Source organism: Echinimonas agarilytica (assembly GCF_023703465.1).
Lineage (GTDB): Bacteria > Pseudomonadota > Gammaproteobacteria > Enterobacterales > Neiellaceae > Echinimonas > Echinimonas agarilytica.
In genome coordinates, this window is sequence record NZ_JAMQGP010000013.1 from 1 (window position 1) to 14182 (window position 14182).

Here is a 14182-nt window from a genome sequence, read left to right on the forward strand (position 1 = left end):
ATATCAAAAGCCCACAGTATGGATTAGGACTGCGCCACAGCAACAGCCGTTGCCCTAAGCGCTTTGATATTTTACTGCTCATTGCCATGCTGGCTGAATGGGCTTTGCGATTGCTAGGAATGGTGGCAATCAAACGCAATTGGACGCCACAATTTCAGGCGAACACCATCAAACACAGGCGGGTTTTATCTTTGATTCGGCTAGGAAGAGAAGTTAGAAAACGATGGCGGGATTACCCCATCAGCAGCGCCGATATACGGTGGGCTATCGGCCATTACATCAGGCTGGTTCACCAAACGGGAATGCCAGAATTATGAGGGGATCCCCCAGCGCCCACATAAAGGGCGGCAAAACGTAGCGGCGATTTGGTTAAAATTGGGCGGAGCACCAAACTAAATCGCCGCGTAGTTTTGGTGTCCCAGCGAGCCTGCGAGCGACTTGATGCGCTTGTTAGCGCTTTTCCTTACCAAGGTGATTCAACCCTGACAGGTGGTAACGGCTAGCTACCACCAAATTGCTCTCAGGGTTAATAAACAATTGGAAAATTCCTCGTAAAGGTAGTTTTGCATAAATCGTCTCTTGGCCGTAAGGCGTAGCCCTTTGTAAAGTAACTTCTTTAGCATTAAACCCCCTTAACGACTCAAGAACTTTGGATTTATTGTGTCCAACAAATTGCCGAGACCAGCTATTGAAATCATTTGCGGAGTTACGGACAACGACATCCCTGACATCGATAAGTGAAGAGCTAGAAGTAGTAAACACCTCTTTTAAAGTAAAAGCCACTGAACGAATCTTTTGCTTCTGAGGATGCATAAATAGTTGCATATACCCGTTGGGCAATTCAGCCTCTAACCTTATTTGAGCATTCCCATTTTTACTTTTATAGCGAACTTCCTTACCGTTAAAGTCGCGCAGCTCATACAAAGCTTGTTTTTTCGACAACCCCAAAAACCTCTTAGTCCATTCATTAAATTCAAAGATGGCATTCTCGGGAGTAGAGTTTGGTATGTCAAAACCCTGCTCAGCACGAACAAAAGATGGTAGACCAACTAGCAGTCCCATTGTCAAAATTGCGATTACAATAATCGACTTTTGTTTCATATCACTTCCTTGATTAACCACGTTCCTTTGACTGAAAGGCGCTAACGCCGCTATCTAAGGAATCCCCTCATAATATTGATTTCTTTCAATAAGATAGACACGCATGAGTTGATTTGATCGAATTACTTTCGCCAAAAAACAAACAGATAAACACCTCATGCGTGACGTACGTATCTTACATGATTTGCTTAAAAATCAATGCCCTTTAGTCCACAACAAACGACTTAAATCGCTGATGACAGCCGTTCAATCTCTGCTTGATGGTCAACAGCTATCGCTCACTGAGCTTGAGCGCAATATCTCTGGCTCCGTCGCCGCCAAACACAACATCAAGCGCATCGACCGATTGCTTGGTAATGGCTCGCTTCATCAAGAGCGACTCGCCATTTATCGTTGGCATGCAAGGCTGCTGTGTGGGGCCAATCCAATGCCCATTATCTTGGTCGATTGGTCGGATGTTCGCGAGCAAATGCGCCATCAAACGCTTTGAACTTCGGTCAGTTTTGAAGGCCGCTCGGTGACGATTTATGAACGAGTATTTGCCTTTGCTGAATACAACTCGCCGGTTAGTCACAATCCGTTTATCGATGAGTTAGCGAGTATTTTTCCTGCCAATTGATTGTCACCGACGCAGGCTATCGCACCCCTTGGTTTCGGGCGATAGAGGCCAAAGGTTGGTTTTGGCTTGGCCGTGTTCGAGGTGACGTAGGATTCCGCCCCAAAGGCGATAAACACTGGCATAGCAACAAATCTTACTACCCAACAGCCAATGCCAAAGCACGGCTTCTTGGTGAGGGCGAATTGGGCCGTAAAAGCCCGATTCGAGCCGCATTGCACCTCTACAAAGCGAACGGCAAAGGCCGCAAAGATGCACGTTCGTCCAAGGCAGGGCGACACCATACCGCGCAACAAAGTTACCGGCGCAATGCCAAAGAGCCATGGCTATTAGCCACCAACTTGCCGCCGCAAAGTATGACCTCAAAGCAGCTTGTAAACTTGTATGCTAAGCGGATGCAGATTGAAGAAAGCTTTCGTGATATCAAAAGCCCACAGTATGGATTAGGACTGCGCCACAGCAACAGCCGTTGCCCTAAGCGCTTTGATATTTTACTGCTCATTGCCATGCTGGCTGAATGGGCTTTGCGATTGTTAGGAATGGTGGCAATCAAACGCAATTGGACGCCACAATTTCAGGCGAACACCATCAAACACAGGCGGGTTTTATCTTTGATTCGGCTAGGAAGAGAGGTTCGAAAACGATGGCGAGATACCCCGTCAGCAGCGCCGATATACGCTGGGCTATCGGCCATTACATCAGGCTGGTTCATCAAACGGGGATGCCAGAATTATGAGGGGATCCCCCAGCGCCTCAATAAGAGGCTAAAAATAGTTGGTTAAAATAAGCGACGCAGGAGCAAAACCAACTGTTTTTTGTCCTGCTTGATTGCCTTGTTATATTTTTAAATGAACGCTATCAAAATTACACCACCTGCGCCCATAATTGCAAAGTACTCAATGCCATTATCAAACTTTGTTAGTAATGCAAAATACATGAACGAAACGCAAAACATAATAATTGAGCCAATAAAAAGTGATAAGAGCGATGCTCCAGAAAAGAGACTGATAAGCAAAATAGGAATGCAATAAAGTAAAGTTGGAGCTAGAGGGTGAGCTTTAACATCATGAAGTTTTAAAGCAGCAATAAGAAATAGTATTTTGAATAGCATCCGTACCTCGATAAAAATATAACGCCCCAAATAAGAGGCTAAAAATTGTTTGCTACCTTGTGTAGCGAAGCGAAACCGAGCAAACAGTTTTTTGTCCTGCTTGATTGGTTTGTTAGTTTGACCACAAAAACTCAAACAGCTTTAGGCTGCGTGACTGGGCACCAAACGACGACTAAAAAGTGAGAAAGACGGATTTTTAGGAAGGATTCAAAACAACAAATGAACGTTCCATGTTGCCAACCTATTCAGCTTTCCCTGCCAAATGACCCATGCTCAAAACAACCACCAGAAACGTGTTTACCGCAGACATGATGGTAATGAACCGAAGTCGATACCGATACTGTAAACAACCACCGCTGCAACAAGCAATGCTCTAGCTCATAAAACTTTAAACTGCTGAGTGCGAAAGTGATGACACTCAAAGCTCAACAACAAAGCCAAACTCGGTTGAACTAACGCCCTAGTTAGGGGCACCAAGGGTAGCACAGGTTTTTGCGCTAAAATGGCGAAGCCTGCGCAAAAAATGGGTTGGCCTTGAGTGTCCCGGCCAGCTTGCTGGCCCTTGCTAGACTAGCTTGTTAGCAGTCTTTTAACCCAGCTCAATTTTAGATTTCTTACAGATCTCTGTCTCATTAGGCTGAGTTGGCCTACATAAAAACGGTTTGGGTTGGAACTTTAAAATCTCAATAGCCTTCTCAAGATTCCCCTTATAAGGGGCGCTTGGGCTAAGGAGCATTTCACCGTTTTTTGTATCAATTATTCCGAAATTGGATAAGTCTGCGCAACCTGAACCACCACAAGTATGTAGCGCCAAAAACACCTTGCTTCCATCCAGGGCCGTTTCACACCTTAATTTGAAATACTCTTTATCCACTTTAAATGTATAAGTTTTCTGGTAATCGCGATGGAAGATAGACAGGCCAAAGTAAGGGAAGCTGCCTTTTTGAGAAGAGAGAACGGTTGCTTGCGCATCCCCACACTCCAAGCTCTCTGCATAAACTTGCAGCGAGAACATTGATAGTAGAACGGCTAATACAATTTTTTTCACAGCATTTCCTTAGACTGCTAACGCCGCCAGCAGGGGACGAAAAACCAAAGCGAAGCGGCTGTTTTTTGTTCCCTCTGGCTGGCTTTGTTAGGCATTTTGTTCGCGACGTTTTTGACGACGTAACTGAGCTTCTTTTAATCTCTCTGGCTCTGTGTAAATACGCTCTAGTAGCAGAGAGGTAAAATCCAATAAATCTTCTGCATCCTCGGCTGTTAACGTTCCCTGATGCGCACCATCATTGCCATCCTCTCGTACACAAGTAGAGACGTCTTCTAATGCATGCGGGAGCAAGTTGTTTTTAAATAGCCACGGCAATCTTAGACCTAGATCTCTTCTTGTTCGATAATTTAACCCCTCTACTTCGCCCTCGGGCAATAGTGTTCGAGTTATTAAATCAATGCACAGCCTGAACATCGTTCCAGCGGCGTTATTGCAGCCAACGGTAATGCAGGTTGCGCCTTCGCGGAATACCGCTTCAATTTCAGGAGGGATAAATTCTGGAGGAGCATAGGCTGCTTTGTCTTTTAAGCTAATAACACCCTTAACATCAACAAAACGGTTTACCGCACCTTCAATCTTTACCAAACCGGTTTTGTGGACGTGCTTATAGTCACCGTGAACACTCTCAGAAAGAACAAATACTGTTGAGCGCCGACACTGCCTACAGATGCAAAAAGCTTCGTACCAATTTTGCCAGTCATATTCAATTCGTGTCTTAATTGCACTGATTAAATCGAAGGTGATTTTGTTTGCTCCACATCGTGGGCAGTCATTCACTAATTCTGACATCTATGTTTAATACTCCATTCTGTACGAGTGCCTAACGCCTTGCTAAGCGGAAAATAATGGTTGGCTATAATCGCGAAGCGATGGCCAACTGTTATTTTTCCGTTTAAGCAACTTGTTATGAAGCATTTATACTAAGGCTGAATTCTTTTCTATTAATTTCCCAACAATCTAGCAAACAACCTATTGTTGCTCTAAGTTCGAGAGATGATTCAGAGTGATTTCTAAAGTCTCGACTCATTGCTAAAAACTCAAGCTCCTTAGCAGTAGAAAAAATTGTTTTCCCCACGTCAGCTTTAGCAAAATATTCTCCAATGATATTTGTTGGCAAGGAATCAAAATCTGCCATTACCTTTGAACGAACTTGTGACGATATAGATTTACCTTCAGCAGCAAACTGCTCAACCAGTGATAAAGACAATGAAAGCATTTTAGTTACGCCTTCCTGACCTTTTGAGCCGTAAGTAAAACCTTCAACTAGTTTACCAACTCTTTCATCGTGATCGAGGAAAGAGAGCTCTTTGAGGATATAATCAACCCCTATTGAGAATAGTGATAACGAATAATAAAAGCATCGAAGTGCTACGTCTAACTGACTTGGCTTAGTTAAAATTTGTTCTGCAAAAAATCTTGAAACTTCAAGCCATTGATTACATGAATCAAAACTAATTTCATTGGCAAGTAAACTTTTACATTTTGATATCTGTCCTTTCCAATCACCATCAAGCTTTCCTAAACTGTATTTTTCAATTTCTTCTTCAAATTCCTCATCAGAAAAACGATTTTTTAAGAACCCTTCAGATTTAGACAGTTTAGATAGGAACACTCCATCCAATACTAATACGTCTAAATCTAAACCAAAATCCTTAACCTCTTTTCTTTTATCTGTTGTTGCAACAATCACATTGTTTGCACTAACAGCTTTAGCCAGTCCTTTAGCCCAAAAAATTCGCTCGATAGCCTGAGGCGTTTTTTTATTTTTAACATCAACTATTGTTATATTTCTCGTTAGCGATGATTCACGACTATATAACCAAAGGTCAATGTCAGTAACATCAAAACCTTCATATACAAATGGAACTCCACGAACAACAAAATAACCTGATTGCATGAAGTAATTTCTTAATTGCTCTTCCATTTCAAAGCCTTTTGGTATTTTCTTTACCATTAGAAACCACCTCCTGTTCTTAAAGAACTAATCATATCATTAGTCTCAAATGGACTCTTCTGTATTTGTTCTCGCCTAATTATCTCGCGATTCGCTTCAGGCCCTCTGAATTTTGTTATTGCTGCACCTGGTAATGACTGAATTGACTGTTCACTAACATCTCCTTGCCTAATGGCTTGAAGTGCTAACTCTCCAACTTCCTTTTTTAAAAGTCTCATCAGCGGACCACTGCGTCCATTCTTAGTGCCATGACGTATCGCAACAACCCCTTTTAATTCTAGAACCTTATAATCTTGTCCAATTGCACTAACAGGCCCAACTTCTCTACCGTCGATTAACGCACCAAGTAAGCGGTCGATCATACTGATTTGACCTCGTGCATAGGCACTTTTTGTCATTCCGTAAGTTAATGAAGCAACAAATGCTTTAGCTAAATCAAATGCATCATCAACCATAGAATTACTGAACTTAGAGAAAGCTGAAGGCAGTGTTAAATAACCAACCTCCTCTTGATTGTTACTAACTACATTAATATCAAAAAAGCCAATAGAGTTAACCTTTTTAAACAATGGCTCGCCTAGTATTCTTAGTGCATCAGTATATGATACACATGCATTTTGCTTTAAGAGTTGAGTTAATTCTGTAAGGGAAGCTTGCTCTTCTACTTTAAGTGAATCTAACACAGCTTTTGTTTTAACAGCAGAATCTCGTCTGAACAAGTTTCCGTTAAATAATAACTTTTCATTTTTACTAATCGGCTCAGCATCAACAAATCCAATATTCTCTGAATCATGAAATAATTGTTTAACTTCATCTGTAGCTAATTGATATTCATCAGAAATTTTTTCTGAAAGTTCTGTACTACTAACAGGTTTATTCGATGCTATTTCCGCTAGTTCAATAGCAGATACTTCAATGTTTTTAGGGTCAAGGGTTTCAAAAATATTTGTTGTATGTTGTAGAGCTGATGATGTTGTTACACCAAGTACACCAACCCCTGATGAAGATACATCTATTAGTTCTTGTTCTTTAAGTACCTCCAGCAACTTAGGTAGCTCAAAAGCGGTATTTATGTTGGAAGCGTTAGCTAACACATTGAGTTTTTCGTTTGTTATAACACTTTGATTAGTTTCTGAAATGGCAGACAATAAAATACCAGCCTTACCTGCAACAAAAGTGTTTTGGTAGTCACCTTGATTGGTAACATTCTGTAGTTTATTTGTGTGGTGAATTAACCATGAACCCTGTACTTTTTTATCCATTTAGATACATCCAATGTTGATTGTGCTTCATAACGCCCCAAATAAGAGGCTAAAAATTGTTTGCTACCTTGTGTAGCGAAGCGAAACCGAGCAAACAGTTTTTTGTCCTGCTTGATTGGTTTGTTAGTTTGACCACAAAAACTCAAACAGCTTTAGGCTGCGTGACTGGGCACCAAACGACGACTAAAAAGTGAGAAAGACGGATTTTTAGGAAGGATTCAAAACAACAAATGAACGTTCCATGTTGCCAACCTATTCAGCTTTCCCTGCCAAATGACCCATGCTCAAAACAACCACCAGAAACGTGTTTACCGCAGACATGATGGTAATGAACCGAAGTCGATACCGATACTGTAAACAACCACCGCTGCAACAAGCAATGATTGACCTCATAAAACCTTAAATTGCTGAGTGCGAAAGTGATGACACTCAAAGCTCAACAACAAAGCCAAACTCGGTTGAACTAACGCCTCAATCAGCCGACGCGTTAGCGGTCGGCTGCATTGATTTGTTAGTGCTTTTCAGTTGATTCACAAATGACTCTGTTTTCTTCACAAGTTCTTTCCTTATTTTACGTTTTCCCTTAAGACAGTAGTCAGTCATTAAGTACGCAATTTCTACCAACTTTCCGGTTCGACTTTTTGGGTTCGGGGACCACACTTTACCGGCATAGTTACCAAAACCATTCACCGAACCAGAAAAATGGTACGTTTCTCCATCCAATCCCATAGTCATATCCCTTGGGTACTTTGTTTCTAGGAGCATCTCCTGCCAAACAAATATAATTTGTTCCGCTAGGTCTTTATCGATTTTTTTACTGCAACTCTTCCTGGGAATTTCTTCTGGCGTCTTGGGGTATTTAGATTCTAATTCCGCAAGACCTTCCTCATCTTTAACAAACTCACCCTCATCGTTCATCACTTGAACCGCGCCTTGCTCCATCATCGGGATCATTTGATAACCCCAAAGCTGCATTTCAGGCGATTGATAGATGATTTGATATTTTTCTTCTTTTCTCTCGACCCAAAGAGCATATTCTGGAGAAAACGAAGGAAAGCCAATTAACCTCACAACCGCATCGTCACTGTAAGCAGCAGAAAGATAATTTAGTACTAGATGCGTATAGCCACCCATAATTTCACCAGAAAACTGTGAATCTTCGGGTTCTAGATTTTCGCTTGCATATGCAAATTGTGTAAGGCTGATTAATATAAATATTTTTCTTAGCACGGTAATTCCTTATGGAGCACTAACGCCCTGTTAACAGGCAAAAAATTGTTGGCTAAAATAGTGACGAAGGAACAAAAGCCAACTGTTTTTTGTCCTTGTTTAACAGCTTGTTAGGCATACATTACCACCGCCACGAACCATCTACTCTCCAGCGACTTTCTAAGGTAGAAATAGCACCAACAGATTCTAAAAACTTACCACTTAAAGATCGCCCACTTTGAGAAAAACCACCTTGATTTACACAAGTTTTATTTATTTCTAAAGTTAAATCACGCATATCACCAAATGTCATTTGTGGCATTAGTAAGGCTTTACGTTTTTCAACGCAAGGTGGTGATAAATATGTTTCACTAGCTTCATCAACATATACAATTGCATGTTCAGGAGTCGTTATTGTTGATCCTATACCAAAACCAACTGCAAAAATAAAAACGATGAATAAAGCTATTTTAGTGATGATTTGCACTGAACCTCCTGTATGTCTAACGCCCCAAATAAGAGGCTAAAAATTGTTTGCTACCTTGTGTAGCGAAGCGAAACCGAGCAAACAGTTTTTTGTCCTGCTTGATTGGTTTGTTAGTTTGACCACAAAAACTCAAACAGCTTTAGGCTGCGTGACTGGGTACCAAACGACGACGAAAAAGTGGGAAAGACGGATTTTTAGGAAGGATTCAAAACAACAAATGAACGTTCCATGTTACCAACCTATTCAGCTTTCCCTGCCAAATGACCGAAGCTCAAAACAACCACCAGAAACGTGTTTACCGCAGACATGATGGTAATGAACCGAAGTCGATACCGATACTGTAAACAACCACCGCTGCAACAAGCAATGCTCTAGCTCATAAAACCTTAAACTGCTGAGTGCGAAAGTGATGACACTCAAAGCTCAACAACAAAGCCAAAACCGGTTGAACTAACTTTTCAATAACGGGCGCAGACATGTGGGGCATAATGGCGAAGCCGCCCCGCGTGTATGCGTCCCAGCGAACGCAGTGAGTGGGTTTATTGACTTGTTAGCTGCCACTACCAACCTTTTTCCATTCAGGGTTAATATTTTGCGAAGTAGCATCGACGAACTGAGTAAGCTTAGCTCCTAAAAATAAATATTCGATAGAATGTGGTTTAAAGTCCAAGTTCCCTTTGAATCCTAATCCACTCTCTTCTATTTTTGAGTAATTTTCATAAGGAACACTTCTTAGGTTTTTTAACTCGTAAAATCCATCCTTCCATTCAAACCTAAATCCTTCGAATGCCTCCAATTCTGATGTTCCTAAAATGTGCTTTTTACCATCCTTCGAAGATACGATGGTAATTTGAGGTTCTTTTTTTGTTTTATTTGCGTCGATACCGAATAGAATATATTGGTCTCTATTTTTGTTCCAAACCCGATACATAGCCCCTGCTTCATTTGACGATTCAAAATCTAGTCTTTGAACCTTTAAGAACATAGTGAAATAACAATCATCATCGCAATACACCAAAAATGAATTTAGCTCGGCTTTGCCGGCTGGTGTGTCATGTTCGCTTGGATAGAGGGTTTGGGCTCCTACTGTGTGTGCAATTAGGAAAAAAATTAAGATAAACTTTTTCATAGAAACATCCTTGCTGTAAAACATGGCAGCTAACGCCGCGCTAAGCGGACTAAAATTGTGGGTTATAATGTGTAGCGAAGCGAAACGTAACCCACTGTTTTTTGTTCCGTTTAAGCGCCTTGTTATACACTTTTATATAGTGAAATCCAGTCTATATGCTTACCAAGTCCCAAAAGCGTAGAGTCATCAATATAGCGACCCTTTAATTCTTTTCGACAACTCTCAACATAAGCCAAGACAACATCATAAATTTCTTCACGAGTCGACTTACGAGAAAAACTTTTTTCAGCGCATAATTTGTGTGTTTGGTAAACAAATTGCTTTTTACGGCTTTTAACAAAACGTTTCTTGTTATCCTGCCAATAAGAACCACGAACTTGATTGCCCATAAAGTGTAATTCAATATAACCGATCACTTCATTGTAATTCCAAGCGCCACCATAAGAAGTGTCTAAATGCATTTTATATGTCGAATACCAACTAGGATCTTTTTTTGCGTACTCTCTTTTAAATTCACCATCGTGACCTCCAAAAATTGCCTTTTCCGAAAATTGGTCACGTTTAGCATAATATTCTTCTCTAGTTAATCTATAAACTGGAAGAGTTGCTATAGGTATTATTTTCAATAGAAAGCCTCGCATTGTAATTTAAGGTTTGGTGTATAACGCCTCATTCAGAGGCAATAAAATAGCTGGTTAAAATTGGCGAGGCACGAGCAAAAACCAGCTGTTTTTTGTCCTGCTGAAATGACTTGTTATATCACGGCAGCACCTAACTGATCTTTTGCTCTTATTCACCACTTAAATCTAAATATTTGACACTAATCGTTTCACTATTTTCTTCATTTAGTTCAAATGCAGAATCTGTAAAATCTAATTCTGAAACTTCTGCATTTGCCCTAATACCATCCATGTAATCAATATTTACATAAGCTGAAAACACTTCAGTGTGCTTTTTCACAATATCGTTATGCAAGACAAACATATAAACTTTATCTTCAGGATCCCATGGTGAACGATCGTAATCAGCAATTGAATAGTGAGCTTTTAGGACTATTTCAAAGTCAATTTCATACTCAACATGTTCATCTGAAACCGAAATTATGTTTTTGTGATTTATACAAACAGACTCAATATCTATTTGGTAAATTTCATCATCGAACTCATTTGCTTCGTCTGAGTAAAACTCTGATGAGCTAATTATCTCTCTGGCGCTTTCAATTAAATTTTCTTCTAGCTGTTCAAAAATACTGTCTGCAAATTTTACAGGCTCTTTTAATTCCTCTTCTTTCCTAACAACCAAATCTAATAGGTCATCAACTCTCTTTAGATGAATCAAGTTATCTAAAGTGTCAGCATATTTTTCCATATCTCCATCATCACTGATGACGTATAAAGTATGCCCACGCTCTCTACTTACTTTGCCTACAGCTTCGAGCACAAATGCGTCAGGAAATTCAGATTTTTTATTTGCTCCTCCAAATGGAGGTTCAGACTTAAAGTATTTCTCGAAAACAATTGAGGCATCTACATTTTTTATATCTACAATTTCAGCTGAACTCTTATCAAGAAACTCTTCAAATTTTTCTAAAGCAATTTTATAAACATCTTCGGCTTTTACTTTCTCGAAAATGCCGTGACAAGCTAGTTCTGGTGTATTCCTTAAGAACATAGCTTCTTTTTGTATTTTCTTTATAGCTCTTGCCGATTCTTCTGCTTTTGATAATAAATGAGCTTTTATTTCATTGATCGTAATTTGTGTAATAAGGAGGTGAAGTCTTTCAGATTCAAGAAAGTCACAAAGTTTACCTAGAGCATGCTCATTGAATTGGTAGTTTTTACTTTCATATGCTGAAGTATCAACAAATACCAATCTACTTTCTAATTCAGTGCTCATGAGTTTCCTTAGTGATATAACGCCCCAAATAAGAGGCTAAAAATTGTTTGCTACCTTGTGTAGCGAAGCGAAACCGAGCAAACAGTTTTTTGTCCTGCTTGATTGGTTTGTTAGTTTGACCACAAAAACTCAAACAGCTTTAGGCTGCGTGACTGGGCACCAAACGACGACTAAAAAGTGGGAAAGACGGATTTTTAGGAAGGATTCAAAACAACAAATGAACGCTCCATGTTGCCAACCTATTCAGCTTTCCCTGCCAAATGACCCATGCTCAAAACAACCACCAGAAACGTGTTTACCACAGACATGATGGTAATGAACCGAAGTCGATACCGATACTGTAAACAACCATCGCTGCAACAAGCAATGCTCTAGCTCATAAAACCTTAAACTGCTGAGTGCGAAAGTGATGACACTCAAAGCTCAACAACAAAGCCAAACCCGGTTGAACTAACGCCGCCAGCAGGGGCCGAAAAACCAGAGCGAAGTGGCGGTTTTTTGGTCCCTCTGGCTGGCCTTGTTAGGGCTTTTATTCTGGCGAGGCATTGAACTCTATTCTCATGGGTAAATCTGTCATAGCGTAATGTATGAACTGCTGCCCTAGAGCTGTGAGTTCATAGCCTTCATTTTCATCGAAAGCTGATACCGGTGGCTTAGGGCCACTACCTTTAGGGCGTCTTTGCTGTGGTTTGGGTATTACATTACCCATGTAATCTCGATCTTTATACTGGCGAATAATGCCGCCAGTACTGAGATCCCTGAAAAGGAGTTTGTATAGATCAGCATCCGCTGAGTCTTCACGGACTTGCCCCTTGCCAATTTTTCTCCAAATTTGGCCTCTGGTGATCCCGCCGCTGTTATAGATCGCGCCAATAACTTGAAAATGCATTTCTGAATAGAGATTAATCCAGTCAATAAACAATCTGACCACATCATCACTGGATACTTGGCAGCTAGCCGCATTTGCTAGGATATTACGTATATATTCGCGCTTTTCCTCGCTTTCAGCGCATGACCACTCCCTGAATGTTTTCTTTACAAGAGACTGGTAAGACCGACTCTCGACTCGTTCTGAAATTGCTTGATCTTGAAGGTCGAGTCTTCCCATTATCTCGATAATGGTTTCTTCTTTTTCTTTCAGCTCATCTTCAAGCATTCGAACCCAATGTTCGAAGAAACGATTTACCTTATCTTGCTCATGCTCAGACCAAGCACTAGCGATTGCAGAAAAAACTCCACCCGCGATGGGTACAGCACCGCCTACGGCTGACAAGGCGCCACGGGTTACCTTTGATACTTTTCCGCTTTCTGGAAGTTTGTTCTCTTCTACATCTTCATCACTCATTGCTGATTCCTTGTGATTGCCCTAACGCCCCACTAAGGGGCTAAAAATTGTTGGCTATAATATTGAGCGGAGCGAAAAAAGCCAACTGTTTTTAGTCCCGCTTAAGTGGCTTGTTAGGGCTTTGTACTAATTAACTAAATTTTTGACAAGCATTTATTAACCTTTTAGATATTAAGTGCTTTTCATTCATAATGTACTCAATGCCTATTAAATTTCCATCAAGTCTCATTTGATTATGCAATTGATCTAATTTAACAAATTTTTGTACTATTTCATCATCTACTAGGGCATGAATTTTAGCTGGTAGTTTATTGTTTGATATTAACGAGCCAACTGAGTTATCAGGCGTAAAGAATATTTTATTTGTATTATGTTCTGAAGGTGTGACACACAGTAATGAATTGTCAGGTCGTTTAACCACGACGTGCCCAGTTAACTTTAGAACGATATTTCCTAATTGAGAATACGACCAACCAAACTGTATTTCACCTTGGTTATTCTTAAGGTACTTTTGAACATTATTATAACAATCAAGTTTTAATCCCCCTTTAACAACTTCTATTGAAAGGTGTTCAACGGCTGTTATACCTATTGAATTTAAAAACTCATACGGTACTTCTGCTGGTATTAGATAATCCACGATACTCTCGAAAGCCCTAACGCTTAGTAGATCCACATGTATACATAATGTACATAAGGTAGACATGTATACCTTAATGGATATTTGGTGGGTTTTCGGACAGTGTAGACCTATCATGATTTTCGCGTCCTGCGAAATGGAGGTGTAACGGCCTGAATCCCTTCGATTAAGTCACATTATCCACATTTTGCGAAAAATTCAACGACTCCCCTTTTGTATACCACCTTACATTAGAATATGCTAATTACTGTATAAACAAGGCCCTTCACCAGTTCTAGTGGGTAATCCTTTCAAGAAAGCGAAAAGCCATGCATGATTTAACCAATGCAATTTGGTTGGATTTATCCGTGGATCAACGAACGCTATACGAACGAATTCTCAAGC

12 protein-coding genes and 2 pseudogenes are annotated in these 14182 nt (G+C 40.4%); 2 read left to right on the top strand and 12 right to left on the bottom strand.

The window, feature by feature from the left end; all coding sequences use genetic code 11:
• Positions 1–317: pseudogene (locus NAF29_RS17945) on the top strand (IS4 family transposase); the annotation flags it as partial.
• 133 nt (positions 318–450) lie between these two features.
• Here NAF29_RS17945 and NAF29_RS17950 read toward each other — a convergent pair.
• Positions 451–1101 carry a hypothetical protein gene (locus NAF29_RS17950; RefSeq protein WP_251263012.1) on the bottom strand — a complete coding sequence of 217 codons (651 nt, stop codon included), beginning with the start codon at positions 1099–1101 and terminating at the stop codon, positions 451–453.
• Between the two features lie 157 nt (positions 1102–1258).
• Between NAF29_RS17950 and NAF29_RS17955 the strand changes: the two are divergent.
• Positions 1259–2453, top strand: a pseudogene (locus NAF29_RS17955) (IS4 family transposase).
• A gap of 964 nt (positions 2454–3417) precedes the next feature.
• Here the strand turns inward: NAF29_RS17955 and NAF29_RS17960 are convergent.
• The 11 genes from NAF29_RS17960 to NAF29_RS18010 all read right to left on the bottom strand — a co-directional run bounded on the left by NAF29_RS17960 (position 3418) and on the right by NAF29_RS18010 (position 13798).
• A complete protein-coding gene (locus NAF29_RS17960; RefSeq protein ID WP_251263013.1) occupies positions 3418–3876 on the bottom strand; it encodes a lysozyme inhibitor LprI family protein in 459 nt (152 codons plus the stop codon).
• An 87-nt stretch (positions 3877–3963) separates the two neighbouring features.
• Entirely contained in the window at positions 3964–4665 is a 702-nt protein-coding gene (locus NAF29_RS17965; RefSeq protein ID WP_251263014.1) for a DUF4145 domain-containing protein, read from the bottom strand.
• Between the two features lie 115 nt (positions 4666–4780).
• Positions 4781–5830, bottom strand: a complete 1050-nt coding sequence (locus NAF29_RS17970) for a hypothetical protein (RefSeq protein ID WP_251263015.1) — start codon at positions 5828–5830, stop codon at positions 4781–4783.
• A complete protein-coding gene (locus NAF29_RS17975) occupies positions 5830–7092 on the bottom strand; it encodes a hypothetical protein (RefSeq protein ID WP_251263016.1) in 1263 nt (420 codons plus the stop codon). The genes NAF29_RS17970 and NAF29_RS17975 overlap by 1 nt, the downstream gene beginning before the upstream one ends.
• Before the next feature lie 471 nt (positions 7093–7563).
• Positions 7564–8322, bottom strand: a complete 759-nt coding sequence (locus NAF29_RS17980) for a hypothetical protein (RefSeq protein ID WP_251263017.1) — start codon at positions 8320–8322, stop codon at positions 7564–7566.
• Between the two features lie 121 nt (positions 8323–8443).
• Positions 8444–8788 (bottom strand): hypothetical protein, encoded by a 345-nt coding sequence (locus NAF29_RS17985; RefSeq protein ID WP_251263018.1) that lies wholly within the window; start codon positions 8786–8788, stop codon positions 8444–8446.
• A gap of 550 nt (positions 8789–9338) precedes the next feature.
• Positions 9339–9917: a hypothetical protein gene (locus NAF29_RS17990; protein WP_251263019.1), complete on the bottom strand. Its 579-nt coding sequence runs from the start codon at positions 9915–9917 to the stop codon at positions 9339–9341.
• Positions 9918–10039: 122 nt separating this feature from the next.
• On the bottom strand, positions 10040–10543 hold the full coding sequence (locus tag NAF29_RS17995) for a hypothetical protein (RefSeq protein WP_251263020.1): 504 nt from the start codon (positions 10541–10543) through the stop codon (positions 10040–10042).
• A 163-nt stretch (positions 10544–10706) separates the two neighbouring features.
• A complete protein-coding gene (locus NAF29_RS18000) occupies positions 10707–11813 on the bottom strand; it encodes a PIN domain-containing protein (protein WP_251263021.1) in 1107 nt (368 codons plus the stop codon).
• Between the two features lie 529 nt (positions 11814–12342).
• A complete protein-coding gene (locus tag NAF29_RS18005) occupies positions 12343–13158 on the bottom strand; it encodes a hypothetical protein (protein ID WP_251263022.1) in 816 nt (271 codons plus the stop codon).
• Positions 13159–13288: 130 nt separating this feature from the next.
• A complete protein-coding gene (locus tag NAF29_RS18010; RefSeq protein ID WP_251263023.1) occupies positions 13289–13798 on the bottom strand; it encodes a hypothetical protein in 510 nt (169 codons plus the stop codon).
• Between the last annotated feature and the right edge of the window lie 384 nt (positions 13799–14182).